13 protein-coding genes are annotated in these 17,122 nt (G+C 59.6%); 10 read left to right on the top strand and 3 right to left on the bottom strand.

Features of this window, described 5'->3' with window-relative positions; genetic code table 11:
• The first annotated feature begins 21 nt into the window (after positions 1-21).
• From HB780_RS05220 to HB780_RS05175, 10 genes are all read left to right on the top strand, one after another.
• On the top strand, positions 22-1,878 hold the full coding sequence (locus tag HB780_RS05220) for an ABC transporter substrate-binding protein (protein ID WP_435693878.1): 1,857 nt from the start codon (positions 22-24) through the stop codon (positions 1,876-1,878).
• Positions 1,871-2,869, top strand: coding sequence for an ABC transporter permease (locus HB780_RS05215; protein WP_183688985.1), 999 nt, complete (start codon positions 1,871-1,873; stop codon positions 2,867-2,869). Before HB780_RS05220 ends, HB780_RS05215 begins: the two co-directional genes overlap by 8 nt.
• Complete coding sequence (locus HB780_RS05210; RefSeq protein WP_183688984.1) at positions 2,866-4,041, top strand: ABC transporter permease; 1,176 nt, start codon at positions 2,866-2,868, stop codon at positions 4,039-4,041. The genes HB780_RS05215 and HB780_RS05210 overlap by 4 nt, the downstream gene beginning before the upstream one ends.
• Positions 4,042-4,142: 101 nt before the next feature.
• Positions 4,143-5,357, top strand: coding sequence for a glycosyltransferase family protein (locus HB780_RS05205; protein ID WP_183688983.1), 1,215 nt, complete (start codon positions 4,143-4,145; stop codon positions 5,355-5,357).
• A 17-nt stretch (positions 5,358-5,374) separates the two neighbouring features.
• A complete protein-coding gene (locus HB780_RS05200; protein WP_183688982.1) occupies positions 5,375-6,634 on the top strand; it encodes a glycosyltransferase in 1,260 nt (419 codons plus the stop codon).
• On the top strand, positions 6,631-7,776 hold the full coding sequence (locus HB780_RS05195; protein ID WP_183688981.1) for a glycosyltransferase family protein: 1,146 nt from the start codon (positions 6,631-6,633) through the stop codon (positions 7,774-7,776). Before HB780_RS05200 ends, HB780_RS05195 begins: the two co-directional genes overlap by 4 nt.
• A 230-nt stretch (positions 7,777-8,006) precedes the next feature.
• Positions 8,007-10,721, top strand: a complete 2,715-nt coding sequence (locus HB780_RS05190) for an ABC transporter ATP-binding protein (RefSeq protein WP_183688980.1) — start codon at positions 8,007-8,009, stop codon at positions 10,719-10,721.
• A 51-nt stretch (positions 10,722-10,772) separates the two neighbouring features.
• A complete protein-coding gene (locus tag HB780_RS05185) occupies positions 10,773-11,249 on the top strand; it encodes a cyclic nucleotide-binding domain-containing protein (RefSeq protein WP_183688979.1) in 477 nt (158 codons plus the stop codon).
• A gap of 122 nt (positions 11,250-11,371) precedes the next feature.
• The gene (locus tag HB780_RS05180) at positions 11,372-12,196 is read left to right on the top strand and encodes a class I SAM-dependent methyltransferase (RefSeq protein WP_286202971.1); all 825 of its coding nucleotides are present in this window, start codon (positions 11,372-11,374) and stop codon (positions 12,194-12,196) included.
• Positions 12,197-12,382: 186 nt separating this feature from the next.
• Positions 12,383-12,637 carry a DUF982 domain-containing protein gene (locus HB780_RS05175; RefSeq protein WP_183688978.1) on the top strand — a complete coding sequence of 85 codons (255 nt, stop codon included), beginning with the start codon at positions 12,383-12,385 and terminating at the stop codon, positions 12,635-12,637.
• A 98-nt stretch (positions 12,638-12,735) separates the two neighbouring features.
• Here the strand turns inward: HB780_RS05175 and HB780_RS05170 are convergent, their stop codons facing one another.
• From HB780_RS05170 to HB780_RS05160, 3 genes are all read right to left on the bottom strand, one after another.
• Positions 12,736-13,878, bottom strand: coding sequence for a fumarylacetoacetate hydrolase family protein (locus HB780_RS05170; RefSeq protein WP_183688977.1), 1,143 nt, complete (start codon positions 13,876-13,878; stop codon positions 12,736-12,738).
• Between the two features lie 182 nt (positions 13,879-14,060).
• Positions 14,061-15,431: an alpha-glucosidase/alpha-galactosidase gene (locus HB780_RS05165; RefSeq protein WP_183688976.1), complete on the bottom strand. Its 1,371-nt coding sequence runs from the start codon at positions 15,429-15,431 to the stop codon at positions 14,061-14,063.
• Positions 15,432-15,448: 17 nt separating this feature from the next.
• A complete protein-coding gene (locus HB780_RS05160) occupies positions 15,449-17,119 on the bottom strand; it encodes an ABC transporter ATP-binding protein (RefSeq protein WP_183688975.1) in 1,671 nt (556 codons plus the stop codon).
• Between the last annotated feature and the right edge of the window lie 3 nt (positions 17,120-17,122).

Here is a 17,122-nt window from a genome sequence, read left to right as displayed (position 1 = left end):
AGCGTCCTGCCGCTGCCTGCTATGGCGGCGGAGGTCGACAACGAACCGGATTACCTGGCGGATTGGCTCCGCTCCGGCCAGATGCCGCCGCTCGTCAAGCGCCTGCCGAAATTTCCACGTGTCGTCAACATCAAGGCCCTGGGCCATGCACCCGGCCATTATGGCGGCACGGTTCGCACGATCATCGGCAGCCAGAACGATATCCGATTCATGACGATCTATGGCTATGCCCGCCTTGTCGGCTATGATCGAACCTTGACGCTGCAGCCCGATATTCTCGAATCCTACTCCGCGCTCAATGATTGCGTTTTCACCTTCAAGCTGCGCAAGGGGCATAAGTGGTCGGACGGCCACCCCTTCACCTCGGATGATTTCCGCTATTGGTGGGAAGACGTCATCCTCAACAAGGAACTGACGCCGGGTGGCGGCGCACTGGAGCTGCGCCCGCATGGCAGCCTGCCACGTTTCGAAGTGCTGGACGAGCTGACGGTGCGCTATTCCTGGGATCAGCCCAATCCGGATTTCCTGCCGAGCCTGGCCGCGCCCCAGCCGTTGGTGATCTCCGGCCCCGGCCATTATCTGAAGCAGTTTCATAAGAAATATCAGGACAGTATCCGGCTTGCTGCGCTGATGCAGGAAGCCCGTGTGCGCAAATGGCAGGATATGCACATCAAGAAGGGCCGTGCCTATAGGCCGGAGAACCCCAAGCTGCCCGTGCTCGATCCCTGGCGCAACACGACCGCGCCGCCGGCCGAACAATTCGTTTTCGAGCGCAACCCCTATTTCCACCGCGTCGACGAAAATGGCCGGCAGCTGCCCTATGTCGACCGTTTTGTTCTGAGTATCAGCTCGGCAGCAATCATCACGGCAAAAACCGGCGCCGGTGAAAGCGACCTGCAGGCGACAGGCCTCGACTTCAACGACTACACCCTCCTAAAGGACGCTGAGAAGCACTATCCGGTGAAGGTCAATCTCTGGAAATCGACGCGCGGTTCACGCGTCGCTTTGCTGCCGAACCTCAACAGTGCCGATCCAGTCTGGCGCGACGTCTTGCGCGACGTGCGCGTGCGCCGGGCGCTGTCGCTGGCAATCGATCGGCACGAGATCAACATGGCAGTCTTCTACGGTCTGGGCACCGAAAGCGCCGACACCGTGCTGCCGGAAAGCCCGCTCTACAAGCCGGAATACGCCGCCGCATGGATTGCTCACGATACGGCTCAAGCCAATGCACTGCTGGATGCCGCCGGCCTCGACAAGCGCGACGAGGACGGTATTCGCCTGCTGCCGGATGGCAGACGCGCGGAAATTACGGTCGAGACCCCCGGCGAAAGCACGCTCGATACCGACGTATTGGAATTGATCACCGATCATTGGCGCAAGGTCGGCATCGCACTCTTCACCCGCGTCTCGCAACGCGACATCTTTCGCAGCCGCGCCATGGGCGGCCGCATCATGATGTCGATCTGGTACGGCCTCGACAATGGGGTGGCGACCGCGGACATGAACCCCGGCCAACTTGCACCGACGATGGACGATCAGATGCAATGGCCGCTTTGGGGCATGTACTATCTTTCCCGCCAAACCCAGGGCGTCGCGCCGGATGTACCGGAGGCGGCGGAACTGGTCAGGCTTCTCGGCGAATGGGGAAAAGCGGCCTCCTCCTTCGAGCGCGCCGAGATATGGCATAAGATGCTGTCGATCTATTCCGAACAAGTCTTCTCCATCGGGCTGATCAACGGCACGATGCAGCCGATCCTGCACTCGTCACGCCTGCAGAATGTGCCCGAGAAGGCACTCTATGGCTTCGATCCGACCTGCTATCTCGGCATCTATATGCCCGATACCTTTTGGCTGAAGGAGGATCAGGCACATGCTTAAATATATCCTCTGGCGCATCGTGGTGATGGTTCCGACGCTGATCGTCATTTCGATGCTGGTCTTCACCATCATCCAGTTGCCGCCCGGCGACTTCTTCGAAAGCCAGATCGCCGAACTTCGCGCGCAGGGCGAGACTGCCAACCTGCAGGAAATCACTGACCTTCGCCACGAATACGGGCTCGATAAGCCCATGGCCCTGCAATATGTCTATTGGGCCGCCGGAATGCTGCATGGCGATTATGGATATTCCTTTGAATATCAGTTGCCGGTGTCCGAAGTCGTCGGCGACAGAGTATGGCTGACGATCCTCGTCTCGATGACGACGATCCTGCTGACCTGGCTGATCGCCTTCCCCATCGGCATCTATTCCGCCACTCATCAGTATAGTTGGGGCGATTACGGCCTGACCTTTTTCGGCCTGCTCGGCATCGCCATCCCGAACTTCATGCTGGCGCTGATCCTGATGTATTTCGCCAATGTCTGGTTCGGCGTCTCGATCGGCCATCTGATGGATCAGAAATACCTATCGCAGCCGATGAGCTGGGAAAAGGCGCGCTCGATCCTGTCGCATCTATGGATTCCGGTCATCATCGTCGGCACGGCGGGCACGGCCGGCATGATCCGACGCCTGCGCGCCAATCTGCTCGATGAGATGCAGAAGCAATATGTCATCACCGCTCGCGCCAAGGGGCTGCATCCCCTCAAAGCGCTGGTGAAATATCCGCTGCGCATGGCGCTGAACTTTTTCGTCGCCGACATCGGCTCCATCCTGCCGTCGATCATTTCCGGCGCGGAAATCACCGCCATCGTACTGTCGCTGGAAACGACCGGGCCGATGCTGATCAAGGCGTTACAGAGCCAGGACATGTATCTCGCCGGCTCGTTCCTGATGTTCCTCGCCTTCCTGAACGTCATCGGCGTACTGATCTCCGATATCGCCCTCGGCTTCCTCGATCCACGTATCCGCTTGCAAGGCAGGAGCACAAAGTGACCGCATCCCTGCCGCGCCCCGGCGCCCCATTGGAGCATTACGTCTCTACCGCCGCCTTCGATCCGGATCAGTTCGAAGCCATGTCCGCCGGTCAGGCGCGTTATTACCAGGCCTCGCAGAAGCGGCTGATGTGGTGGAAGTTCAAGCGGCACAAGCTCGCTCTCGCGTCCGGCATCTTCCTGATCCTGCTCTACGGCACGATCCTGATTTCGGAGTTTCTGGCGCCGTACGGGCTGCACACCCGGAATGTCGAATATATCCACTCGCCGCCACAGGCGATCCATCTCTTCGACCAGGGCAAGTTCGTCGGCCCCTTCGTCTATGGCCGCACGATGACGCTCGATCTCGACACATTGCGGCGGGTCTATACCGAAAATTCCACCGATGTTCAGCCGATCCGCTTCCTCTGCCATGGCGATCCCTATCGCTTCTGGGGCATGGTAGATTCGGACATCCATCTGGTCTGCCCCGCCGTCGGTGGCCAGATGTACCTGCTCGGCACCGACCGCCTGGGCCGCGACGTATTGTCTCGGATCATCTACGGCGCGCGCATCTCGCTGACGATCGGATTGATCGGCATCGCCATCAGCTTCGTGCTCGGGATCGTCATCGGCGGCCTCGCCGGATATCATGGCGGTATCTTCGATCTTCTGGTCCAGCGCGTTATCGAAGTGCTGCAATCGCTGCCGAGCCTGCCGCTGTGGATGGCGCTTGCAGCGATCATGCCGGTGAGCTGGAGCCCCATCCTGATCTACTTCGGCATCACCATCATTCTCGGCATTCTCGATTGGACGGGGCTTGCACGAGCCGTTCGCTCCAAGCTCTTGTCTTTGCGTGAAGAAGACTATGTTCTTGCTGCACAGTTGATGGGTGCGAGCTCGCCCCGCGTCATCGGCAGGCATCTCGTGCCCGGATTCATGTCGCATCTGATCGCGACGGCGACGATTTCGATCCCCAGCATGATTCTCGGCGAAACCGCGCTGAGCTTTCTGGGCCTCGGCCTTCGCCCGCCGATCACCAGTTGGGGTATTCTGCTGACCGAAGCTCGCGGCGCCAGCGTTATTGCGTTTTATCCCTGGCTTCTTTTTCCGATGGTGCCGGTGATTTTGGTCATTCTGGCGTTCAACTTTTTAGGAGACGGCTTGCGCGACGCGGCCGATCCCTACAAATAGCGGAAAGCGTGGCCCGAAAATGGATTGCAATTCGAAGAGCGGCCGCGGACGTCGTTTGCAGAGAACCCGCGAAAATGACTTTCAGTCCTGAGGTTTTGCCCATGAAGCGGCGCTTAGAAGATGCTCGAATCCTCATGTATAGCCACGACACGTTTGGTCTGGGGCATCTCAGACGGTGCCGGACCATCGCGCATGCGCTTGTCGAGAACTATCGTGGACTGAAGGTCCTGATCATTTCCGGCGCGACGATCGCCGGCGCTTTCGATTATCGAGCACGAGTGGATTTCGTGAAGGTGCCGAGCGTGATCAAGCTGCGCGACGGCGAGTATACGTCGATGGCAAGCCATGTCGATCTTCAGGAAACGCTGAAGATGCGCCAGTCGATCATCCGCCACACAGCGGAGACCTTCCAGCCAGATATCTTCATCGTCGACAAGGAGCCGATGGGCCTGAAGGGCGAGGTCGAGGAGACCCTGCACTATCTGAAGGCGCGCGGCACGACGCTCGTGCTCGGCATGCGCGACGTCATGGATGCCCCCCATCTGCTCGAGGCCGAATGGAAGAAGAACAACGTGCTCCAGAAGATCGATCAGTTCTATGATCGCGTCTGGGTCTACGGCCCGCCGGATTTTCACGACCCGCTGGTCGGTCTCGACGTGCCGCCAGGCGTGCGCCGGAAAATGGAATTCGTCGGATTTCTGCAGCGCAGCGTCTCCACGCAAGGCGCGAAATCAGAACATGTGCCGGATGAAGACTATCTTCTCGTCACCACCGGCGGCGGCGGCGACGGCGCCGATCTCGTCAACGATGTCGTCAGCGCCTTCGAGCAAGACCATACGCTGCAACACAAGACGCTGATCGTGCTTGGCCCCTATATGCCCGCCAAGGAGCGCATTCAGCTTCTGAAGCGCGCAAGCAAGATTGCCTGTCTGCAGGTGATCGAGTTCGACAACAAGATGGAGGAGCTGATCGCCGGCGCCAAAGGCGTGGTCGCCATGGGTGGCTACAACACCTATTGCGAAATCCTGTCCTTCGACAAGCCGGCGCTGATCATCCCGCGCACAAAGCCACGGGAGGAGCAGCTGATCCGCGCCCAGCGTGCGAGCGAACTCGGTCTCGTCGACATGCTGCTGCCGGAGGAGTCTGCGGATCCGAAGCAGCTCGCTGCCGCGCTGAAACGCCTGCCGACACGCGCGCCGCCATCGGCGAGCAGCGAGATCATGCGGCTGGAAGGGCTGGTGCATATCTCCCGCATCGTCGGCGAATGGTTCGACGATCGCGAGCAGTATCCTCCCCTGTCCGTCGTCGCCGAATAAAGCATCGGAACCCATCGATGCGCAAAAAGATCCTGGTGGTCCTCAAGGGCTATCCCCGCCTGTCCGAGACCTTCATCGCGCAGGAGCTGCTCGGTCTCGAGAGGGCCGGCTTCGACCTGACATTGATTTCGATGCGCAGGCCGACGGACAAGAAGCGTCACCCCGTCCATGACGAGATCAAGGCGCGGGTCGTCTACCTGCCGGAATATCTCCACGACGAGCCGCTGCGCGTGCTGCGTGCTTTCTTTGCCGGCATCCGGAAGCCCGGCTTCAAGCCGTTGCTGAAACAGTTCTGGGCCGATCTCAAGCGGGACATCACGCCGAACCGCTTTCGCCGTTTTGGCCAGGCGCTGGTGCTGGCGCATGAGTGGCCCGACAATGGCGAATGGCTGCACGCGCATTTCATCCATACACCCGCCTCGGTGACGGCCTATGCCAGCATCATGACCGGCATTCCCTGGACCTGTTCGGCGCATGCCAAGGATATCTGGACCTCGCCGGACTGGGAGCTATCGGAAAAGCTCGGACGCGCCCGCTGGACGGTGACCTGCACCCGCAGCGGTTATGAACACATGCGCGAACTGACGTCGATGCCCGACCATGTGCATCTCAGTTATCATGGCCTTGATCTCGACCGCTTTGGCCGCTTTGCGGGCGAACATTCCGACCGCGACGGCTCGCAGGCCTCCGATCCCGCCTTTCTCCTCAGCGTCGGCCGTGCCGTGGAGAAAAAGGGTTATGATGTGCTCCTGAGGGCGCTGGCGCTGCTGCCCGCCGACCTTCATTGGCGCTTTACCCATATTGGCGGCGGCGACGGCCTGACGAAGCTGAAGTCGCTTGCCGACACGCTCGGGATTGCCGATCGCATCACCTGGAAAGGCGCACTGGCGCAGGAAGACGTACTGGCGCATTACCGCCAGGCGGATCTCTTCGCGCTTGCCTGCCGCGTGGCCGCCGACGGCGACCGCGACGGCCTGCCGAACGTGCTGGTCGAGGCATCCAGCCAGCGCCTCCCCTGTCTTTCCACCAATATTTCCGGCGTGCCGGAACTGCTGACAGACGGCGAAAACGGTTTCGTCGTGCCGCCGGAAGACCCGCAAGCGCTGGCGGCGGCATTGGAACGGGCGATCCGCGATCCGGCGCTACGCCACCGGCTCGGCGACGCTGCCGAAAAGCGTGTCCGCGAGCATTTCGATCATCATTCCAGCATTCGGCAGTTGACGCGGCTGTTCGAGGAGCAGTGGCAACAAGAAGAGCAATGGCGGAAATCGGCATGACAGCCCCCCGTACCTCGTCCCCACGCGTGTTCTTTTACGTGCAGCATCTGCTCGGCATCGGCCATCTTGCCCGCGCTAGCCGCATCGCCAGCGCGATGGCAAAGGACGGCTGTGAGGTGACGGTCGTCACCGGCGGCGTGCCGGTGAGCGGCTTCCCCGGCCCAGATGTTATTTCCATCATTCTCCCGCCGGTCGTTGCCAGCAGCGCCGGGTTCTCTGGCCTTGCCGATCAATCGGGAAATGCCGTCGGCGAGGAATTCCTATCCGCCCGCCGCGATGGGTTGCTGGAAGCCTTCCGCACCGCTGCGCCCGATGTCGTCATCATCGAGGCCTTTCCGTTCGGGCGGCGCCAAATGCGCTTCGAACTGTTGCCGCTGCTCGATGCCATCGCATCGGCCAATCCGAAGCCGAAACTCTACAGTTCGGTGCGCGATATCCTGCAGCAACAGAAAAAGCCGGGACGTGACGAGGAGACGGTAAACCTGCTGCGGGATCATTTCGACGGCGTTCTCGTCCATGGCGATCCGAGCTTCGTGCGGCTGGAAGAGACATTTCCGCTGACAGCGGCCATTTCCGACAAGATCACCTATACCGGCATTGTCGCGCCGCCTTTGCCGCCAGAGTCGACCGAGACCTTCGACGTCGTGGTTTCCGCCGGCGGTGGCGCAGTTGGGCGCGACCTGATCCGCGCTTGCCTGGAAGCGGCAAGCCGAACCGCGATCGACCGCCGTTGGCTGCTGGTGACCGGGCCGAACCTGCCGGAGCAGGATTTTATCGCTTTGACCAAGGACGCGCCGGGCAATGTCACTGTCGTCCGTTTTCGCAAGGATTTCCCGTCTCTGCTGCGCGGCGCGGAACTGTCGATTTCGCAGGCGGGCTACAACACGGTCGGCGATCTCCTCGTCACCGGTTGCCGCTCCATCCTGGTTCCTTTTACCGCCGGCGGCGAGACGGAGCAGTCCGTCCGCGCCGAACGGCTGGAAAAGCTCGGGCTGGCGTTGGCCCTGCCGGAGGCGGGACTGACAACGGATCTGCTCGTCGGGGCCATCGACAATGCCCTGTCGCGGCCAAAGCCGTCCAACCCCGATATCGACCTTTCCGGCGCCGAACGGACCGCAGCCATCATCCGTGATTTCTCCTGAAATCACAGTGACGGTCTGTCACCTTCTCGTCATTTTTGCCCCCCTCGTTTTCCGCAATGTTGTGATATAAAATAGAAATAAATGAATCGGGGGAGCCTGGGCGAAAGACCGGGTGCGTCCCGTTTTCGATATGGGGCCGCGCATCCACAATGAAATCCTCCCGCACCTCTACAACATCGGCGTCCGCATTCGCGGCGAAGACTGTTGAATTTGGAAGCATGCAATAAGCGATGGAAAAAAGCCTAGCGCGTTACATCTGGTCGAATACCCGACTGGAGCAGATTTGGATCCTGACGATCGTCGCAGCTTCGATGATCCCTTACTTTCTGTCCTTCGATTTGCCGAAGCAGATCGTCAACGGGCCCATTCAAGGCAAGGGTTTCGAACATCCCGGTGACACCCAGACCTTTATGCATATTGCCTTCGACCTGCCGCTGATCGGGCATGTCGAAGTATTTGAGGGCCTGCACCTCACACGCTTTTGGATGCTGATCGCGCTCAGCCTGGTGTTCCTGGCGCTCGTCGTCCTCAACGGCCTCTTCAAGCTCTACATCAACACCTATAAGGGTCGTCTCGGCGAGCGCATGCTGCGCCGCATCCGTTTCGAGCTGATCGACCGCGTGCTGCGTTTCCCGCCGGCGCATTTCAAGCGGGTGAAGCCGGCCGAGATCGCCACCATGATCAAGGACGAGGTGGAGCCCATGGGCGGCTTCACCGGCGACGCTTTCGTGCAGCCGGCTTTGCTCGGCGGCCAGGCGCTCACAGCGCTCATCTTCATCATCATGCAGAATTTCTGGCTGGGCATGATCGCCGCCGCCATCGTCGCGGTGCAGGCGATCGTCATTCCGCGCATGCGCAAGCGGCTGCTCGAGCTTGGCCGCCAACGGCAATTGACGGCGCGCGAATTGTCCGGCCGCGTCGGCGAGATCGTCGAGGGTATCGGCACGATCCATGCCAACGACACCTCCAACCTGGAGCGTGCCGACATCGCGGCTCGTCTCGGGCTGATCTTCTCGATCCGCTACGATCTCTATCAGTGGAAGTTCATGGTGAAATTCATCAACAACTTCCTCGCCCAGGTGACCCCCTTCCTGTTTTATTCGATCGGCGGGTTTCTGGCCCTGCAGGGGCGGCTCGATATCGGCCAGCTCGTTGCCGTCATCAACGCTTACAAGGACCTGCCGGGGCCGCTGAAGGAGCTCATCGACTGGGATCAGTCGCGCCAGGATGTTCAGGTCAAATACAATCAGGTGGTCGAACAGTTCAGCGTCGACGGCATGATCGATCCGAAGACCCAGCTTGTCTCGCTCGCCCCCGCCGGCCGCATTACCCATCCGCTGGTCGCCACCAACCTCACCGTCGTCGATGATAGCGGCGCCCGCGTGCTGGATCACGTCTCCGTCGAGATCAACCCCGGCGAAACGCTGGCGATTGTCGGCGAAAGCGGTGCTGGGGGCGAATATCTTGCCGAAGCGTTGGGCCGGCTGATCTGGCCGGATACCGGCCGTATCACCATTGATGGTAACGACCTGCTGGAACTGCCGGAATCGCTGACGGGGCGGCGCATCGCCTATGCCTCCTCGGATACATTCTTCTTCCACGGCACACTGCGCAGCAATCTCCTCTATGGCCTGAAGCACGCACCATTGACCACAGTGGCTTATGACGAGAAGGCAGCCAACAAGCTCAAATGGCAGATGATCGAGGCACGTCGCGCCGGCAATCCGGAAATGGATCTTAACAGCGACTGGGTGGACTATGCCGCTGCCGGCGCCACCGGCCCGAACGATATTTACGCTGCCATTCGTCCCGTTCTCGATATCGTGGCCATGTCCCAGGACATTCTCGACATGGCGCTGCGCTCGACCGTCGATACGGAGGCGCATGAGGATCTCGCCTCACGCATCGTCGAGCTTCGCCAGGCGCTGCGGCTCGGGCTGAAGGAGGAGAGTCTCGAAGGGCTTGTCGTGCCGTTTGAGTTTGATGCCTATAATCCGCAGGCAACAGTCGGCGAAAACCTGCTATTCGGCACGCTGAAGCGTCCGCAGATGACCAACCGGAAGCTTGCCGCACACCCCTATTTCCAACAACTGTTCACCGAGACCGGCCTCAATACCGACCTCTACGACATGGGACTGGAAATTGCCGAGAACGCTGTCGAACTCTTTACCGATCTGCCGCCGGACCACCCCTTCTTCCAGCAGCTTACCTTCATGACGCCGGAAGATATTCCGACCTACGAGGCACTGCTGCAAAAATTGAACGGCAAGGGTTTCTCGGCCGCGTCGTCAGACGAACGGACAGCGATCATCCGCCTCAGCTTCTCTTATATCGAGCCTCGCCACCGCTTCGGTCTGCTGACCCAGACGCTGATGGAAAAGATCGTGGGGACGCGCGCCAAGTTCTACGAGCATATCCCCGCCGATCTCGCCGAGGGAATCGAGCGCTACGATCCAGAGCGCTTTACCGCCTCGGCAACATTGATGGACAACGTGCTGTTCGGCAGGATCGCGCACCAGCAGGCGAATGCTCCCGAGCGTATTCACTCCATCATGTATGACGTGTTCGAACGGCTTGGTATGCAGGACAGTGTGTTGTCGATCGGGCTGGATTTCGACGTCGGGTCCGGCGGCAAGCGGCTGACCAACGTGCAGCGGCAAAAGCTCAATCTTGGCCGCAGTTTGCTAAAGCAAGCAGATTACCTCATCTGCAATCGCCCGCTGCCCGCGCTCGACCACCGCGTTCAGGATCAGATCCTGCGGGCCATCCTGAGCGAATTCGACAATAGAGCAGATAAGCCGGCGCTCATCTGGGTACTGACCAATCCGAGTTTTGCCGAGTTGTTCGATCGCGTTCTGGTTTTCAACCATGGCAGCCTGGTTGAAAGCGGTACAACGACCGATCTTTTAGAAAAAAACGGGATGTTCAAAGAACTGTTATCGTAATATCCTATTGCGCGGGGATATCTGGGGCCTGAAACTGGGGATTTGAAGCTCATGCTTCTGAAGGACGAAGTTGAAATGCTGAAACGGGTGCCGATTTTCGCGCGCATCGCACCCGCGAAATTGAAGTTGTTGGCATTTACCTCGGATCGCGTCAGCTACAATGCCGGCCAGGCGTTGTTTCATCAGGGCGATCAGGGCGACGCCGCCTATGTTGTTCTTTCAGGAACTGCTGATATTCTTGTCGACAGCCCTTCTGGCGAGATCAAGGTCGCCGAAGTCGACATCAACTCCATCGTCGGCGAGATTGCAATTCTCTGCGACGTCTCCCGCACAGCTACCGTCAAGGCGACCTCGCGGCTGGAAGCGCTGAAGATCAGCAAGGAACACTTCCTGAAGTTGCTCAGCGATTTTCCCGAAATGGCCGTCGAAATCATGCGTGTCCTCGCCGACCGCCTCAATCACACCACCTCCGAACTCACCGCCGCCCGCAGCCGTCAGCAGCAACCGCAATCGATGTCGACCCATTGAGATTAAATTCTCCCCTCGCCGTTTGAGGTTGCGTTAAATCCTTATGCGAAGAACGGATCTATGCTGCACGTCCCATACCGGCTCTATGGGACGTGGCTCTTCGCGCCTGCCATGGATCTCCAATGCCCGATCAAGACTCAGTCGATGTTTTGTCTCCGAGTCTCCTCCACGCAAAGGCGTGGGCCGAGGTGTATGAGCTCATTGACCTCCAGCTTTGTCCCTTGGGACTGCGAGCCATCGAAATGCTGGATCCGAGTGCGGGAGACGTCGTTCTCGATATAGGATGCGGCACCGGACAGACGCTTCTCCAACTCGCAGAGCGTGTTGGAACGGAAGGCCAGGTGATCGGGGTGGACGTGGCGCCTTTGCTCCTGGAAATCGCCAGGCAAAGAACCGGGCCGCTTAGCCAGGTGAGGTTGATCCAGGCAGACGCTCAGTCTCTGGATTTACTGTCAGAGAGTGCGGATGCCGTATTCTCTCGATTCGGCGTCATGAGCTTCAACGATCCGGTCGCCGCCTTTGCCAATTTCCGTCGAGTTCTCAGGCCATCAGGAGTGCTGGCATTTACTTGCTGGCGCTCCCTCAAGCACAATGAATTGGATCATCTCCCGCTCTCAGCGGCGGGGTTGCAGTCGCCTGTCGATGAGCGTCCCTTCAGCTTTGCCGACCCCGAATATATCCGCCGCACCCTTGAGGCTGCCGGGTTCGGAGAGATCATCATCCAATCGCACGATGAGAAGGTGTCCAGCGGAGATCTGGACGCGATGACGAGGGTGCTTCTGAAAGTGGGGCCGCTCGGAAAAATCGTTCGTGAAAATCCCGCTCTTCGGACAACTGCCGAACCTCTCTTGCGGAAGACCCTGGCCGCACTGGGAGACCCTTCCAAGGTAGAGCTTTTGGCTTCCGTCTGGATCGTGACTGCGCGAGCTGGAGCAGCACCCCGGTAGTCGATCCTATCGGCGTCCGTAAAGACCCCAGCAACGAAGGGCGCATTTCGCAGCCGATTGCGCCGTTCAGTAGCCTATCTCTCCGCCGATGCTGCAGGCCCCGGTATGATTTGATGATCTCGACGTTCTATCCGGAATGCATCTTGCAAGGTTATCAAAGTATGTGTGCTTTGGAGGTAATGCGTTTTGAAACGAGACACTTTGCGGCTTTTCCCTGCCGTGACATTGGTGATGGAGGGCACCGGAGAATATCGGCGCGTCAATTCGGTACAGGCTGCCACCGAGACGTTGCTGGAACATTGGCCAATTGAAGACGGCGAAGAGTATCTGTCAGCAATACGGGTATGCCTCGACGCGATGATGGGCGTCGTCCACCCGGACGCAGCGCGCGAGGCGCTGATCAAGGCAGCGGCGGAAGCCGGAGTGCCTGTGATGCAGTGAGACTGCTATGGCCGATCTTGCCGCCCATAGCGCATTCGATAGAACAAAGCGGTCAACGGACGAAAAATTCGCCCGCGAAATCCCTCTTTATATCCCCGTCAAATCAGCCCGCGCCCTGCCAGATTGCGCATCAGATGCGAGACACCGAAAGTCCAGGGCGCGCATTCCGTCGATAGAAGCACGCGGTTCCTCAAGAAACCGAGTCTGTCGTTGGAGATGGTGACGATGTCGCCGATCTTGTGGGTGAAGCCTTGGCCCGGCGTATCACGGTCCTCCACCGGGGCGAAAAGGGTCCCCATGAACAGCATGAAGCCATCAGGATATTGATGATGGCGGCCGATGGTCTGAGAGACCAGCTCGAGCGGATCGCGGCTAATCTCCTTCATCGACGAACGGCCGTGCAGGACATAGCCGTCTTCGCCTTCCACCTTGAGGTCGAGATCGGCGTTGCGCACGTCATCGAGCGTATAGGTTTCGTCGAACAGGCGAATGAAGGGACCGATCGAGCAGGAGGCGTTATTGTCTTTCGCCTTGCCAAGCAGCAGCGCCGAGCGTCCTTCGACATCGCGCAGGTTGACGTCATTGCCGAGCGTCGCGCCCCTGACGCGGCCCTTGCTATCGACAGCGAGCACGATTTCTGGCTCGGGATTGTTCCACTTCGAAATCGGATGCAGGCCGACATCGGCGCCCGGCCCCATCGAGGACATAACCTGCGACTTAGAGAAGACTTCGGCATCCGGGCCGATGCCGACTTCGAGATATTGCGACCAGACACCCTCTTCGATCAGCGCCGCCTTGACCTTGGCCGCTTCCGGCGAACCGGCCTTCAGGTTGCGCAGGCTGTCGCCGATGAGCGCCGTGACCTTACCGCGGATCGATTCCGCCAGATCCGGATTGCCGGCGGCACGCTCCTCGATGACACGTTCAAGCATCGAGCGGGCGAAGGTGACGCCGCAGGCCTTGATCGCCTGCAGGTCGATAGGAGCGAGGAGATGGATAGCTGATGCATCAGCCTTAGCTGCGAGCAGGTCATCAAGCCTGGCGACGGCCTCACCCTTTTGCGCGCGGACAAAGCTGACTGGGTCGTCCTTTTCCAACAGGTCGCGCATGGTCGGCGCGTCCCTTGAGGTAATGTCGTAAAGTGCACCGTCACGGACGACGACAACGGCCGGTCCCTTCAAATCGGGTCGCCAAACGCGCCCGACAAAGGTACCGGCGCTGAAAATGTCTGAATTGGTCATGTCTTTGATCTCTCCCAAACTCCGCTCCGTTTCTAGCGCAGTCCGATCGGCTTTTCCATTCGATAGTGGCTTGGAAAATAGAGGCTTTTGGATTTTCATCTTCTTCGCAAAGGCTAAAAAGGCAAGGCCCCGCAGCGATGCTGCGGGGCCCTTCCGGCCGCAAAAACCGGGAGAGAGTGGTTTCAGGCGGCCTGAACCTTGCGGGCGCCGCGCGCCCATTCCGGCAACCAGTCGCCGTGCGCAGCCAGGAGATCGTCGGTGAGCGACCAGATCTGGTCGAGATCGAGTTCGGCGGCGGTATGCGGGTCCATCATTGCCGCGTGGTAAATGTGCTCACGGTTCTCAGTCATCAAGGCCTGAACCGTCAATTCCTGCACATTAATGTTGGTACGCATCAAAGCGGTCAGCTGCGGCGGCAGATCGCCGATGAATGTCGGCTGGATACCGGAGGCATCGACCAGGCAGGGAACCTCGGCGGCGCAATTATAGGGCAGCGAGGTGATGCAGCCATTGTTGCGGACGTTGCCATAGATCACCGAGGGCTCGCCGGTCCAGACCGAGTTGATGATCGAGGAGGCGTATTCCTTTGATTGCGTGACCTCAATCTTGTCGGCGTTGCGATACTCGTCAGCCTGGCTCTTCCAGCGGGCGATCTGCTCGATGCAACGCTTCGGATATTCGTCGAGCGGAATGCCGAACTTCTCGATCAGGTCCTCACGGCCTTCCTTGATGAAATAGGGCGTGTATTCTGCGAAATGCTCCGAGCTCTCGGTGACGAAATAGCCAAGCCGCGTCAGCATCTCATAGCGCACCTTGTTCGGGCAGCGCGGATTCCAGCCGGGCTTCGGCGCGCGTCCCTCGCGATAGCCACGCACGAGATCGGGATAGAGATCGCGGTAGGACCCATCCGGCTGGCGATGCTCGAATTTCAGGTAGAAGGCCATATGGTTGATACCGGCCGAGCGATAGCGAATTTCCTCATAGGGAATGTCGAGATCGTGGGCCAGTTCCATCGCCGTGCCCTGTACTGAGTGGCAGAGGCCAACCTGCTTGATGGTCGGGTATTTCTCAGCGATCGCCCAGGTGTTGATCGCCATCGGGTTGACATATTGCAGTATCACCGCCTCGGGGCAGACGGCGAGCATGTCCTCGCAGATCTTCCAGAGATGCGGCACGGTGCGCAGACCGCGCATGATACCGCCAACGCCGAGCGTGTCGGCAATCGTCTGGCGTAGGCCGTATTTCTTCGGCACTTCGAAATCGGTCACCGTGCAGGGCTCATAGCCGCCGATCTGGAAGGCGACGACGACGAAATGAGCGCCGTCCAGCGCCTTGCGCTGATCGGTGAAGGTCTCAACCGTGGCCGATGCGCCAAGCGTCGAGGCAAGCTTGCGCACGACGATAGCGCTTTCTTCCAGCCGCTGCGGGTTCAAATCCATCAGCGCGAATCTTGCGCCCGAAAGTGCCGGCCGCTGCAAAACGTCGCCGATGATATTCTTCATGAAGACGGTCGAACCGGCGCCGATAAAGGTGATCTTGGGATTGCCTGTCATGTAAAATCTCCTGAATGCTAGGAAGCTACCTCGAACGCCGCCTTAACAAGGCGTTCGGTGTAAGCGGTCTTGGGATGGGAAAGAACGTCTTCGACCGGCCCCTCTTCCACGATCTTGCCATGCTGCATGACGATGACGCGATGGCAAAGGGCGCGGACAACCTTGAGGTCGTGCGAGATGAATAGGTAGCTCAGGCCCCGCTCATCCTGCAGCTTGCGCAGAAGGTCGATGATCTGTGCCTGGACGGAGAGGTCGAGTGCCGAGGTCGGCTCGTCGAGCAGAATGAACTCCGGCTCGAGCGCTATGGCCCGCGCAATGGCGATACGCTGGCGCTGGCCACCAGAAAATTCATGCGGGAAGCGCGACAGGATGTTCGCAGGCATGCCGGCGCTCACCAGTGCCTCTTTCACCCGCTCCAGCCGTTCGGCCTTGTTGGCGCCGATATTATTGACCACCAGCCCCTCGGAAATGATCTGACCGATGGTCATGCGCGGGTTGAGCGAAGAGAAAGGGTCCTGAAAGACGACCTGCATGCGCGAGCGCAACGGCCGCATCTCGGCACGCGAATGGCCCTGGATCGCCTGACCATCGAAATAGATCTCGCCACTATCGGCATCGATCAACCGCAGCAGCGCTTGTCCGAATGTGGTCTTTCCAGAACCGGATTCGCCGACAAGGCCAAGCGTTTCATGGCGGCGAAGCTCCAGGCTCAGACCACCGACGGCGACAAGCTCGCGCAGGTCGGGCTTGAACAGGCCGCCGTGGCGCAGCATGAAGGCGACCTTGACGGATTTACCTTCGAGGATGGTGCCGCAGCCCGGCGGCAGAGGCTTCGCCTGCCCCCGCGGCTCGGAAGCGAGCAGATGCTGCGTATAGGGATGCTGCGGATGGGCGAAGAGCTCCTCCGTCGTATTATGCTCGCGCATCTCGCCATGCTGCATGACATAGACATAGTCGGAGAACTGCCGGACGACCGTCAGATCGTGAGTGATTAGGATCACCGCCATGCCGAGCTGCGTTTGCAGGTTGCGGATCAGATTGAGGATCTGTGCTTGCACGGTTACGTCGAGTGCGGTTGTCGGCTCATCGGCGATCAGCACGTCCGGATCATTGGCGAGCGCCATCGCGATCATCACGCGCTGACGCTGGCCGCCGGAAAGCTGGTGCGGATATTGCTTCAGCCGCGCCTCCGGATCGGGGATCTGCACCTGCTTGAGCAGGTCTAGCGCCCGTTTCTCCGCCTCGCGCCGGCTAACCTTGCGGTGGACACGGATCGCTTCGATGATCTGACCACCGATCGTATAGATCGGGTTGAGCGAACTCATCGGCTCCTGGAATATCATCGAGATGCGGTCACCACGCAATTGGCGGCGGGCGCGTTCGGAAAATTTCAGGACGTTCTTGCCGTCATAATTGACGGTGGATTTCTCCGAGACCACGGCGCGCTTGGTGAGCAGCCCCATGATCGTGCGAGCCGTCACCGATTTTCCCGAGCCGGATTCTCCGACGATGGCGATGGTTTCACCACGATAGAGCTGGAAGGAGATATCCTTGACGGCATCGACGATGCCGTCCTCGACCTTGAATTTGACCGCGACGTTACGGGCGTCGATTACGGGCGGCACTGTCTTGCCGGCGGAGTCGAGCCTGGTGTCGGGGGCAAAAGGGTTGACGAGCGTGAGGGTCATGGT

The sequence above is a fragment of the Rhizobium lusitanum genome (assembly GCF_014189535.1).
Taxonomy (GTDB): Bacteria; Pseudomonadota; Alphaproteobacteria; order Rhizobiales; family Rhizobiaceae; genus Rhizobium; species Rhizobium lusitanum_C.
Note: the sequence above shows the minus strand (reverse complement) of the source record. Positions and strands in the feature narration are given on the sequence as shown.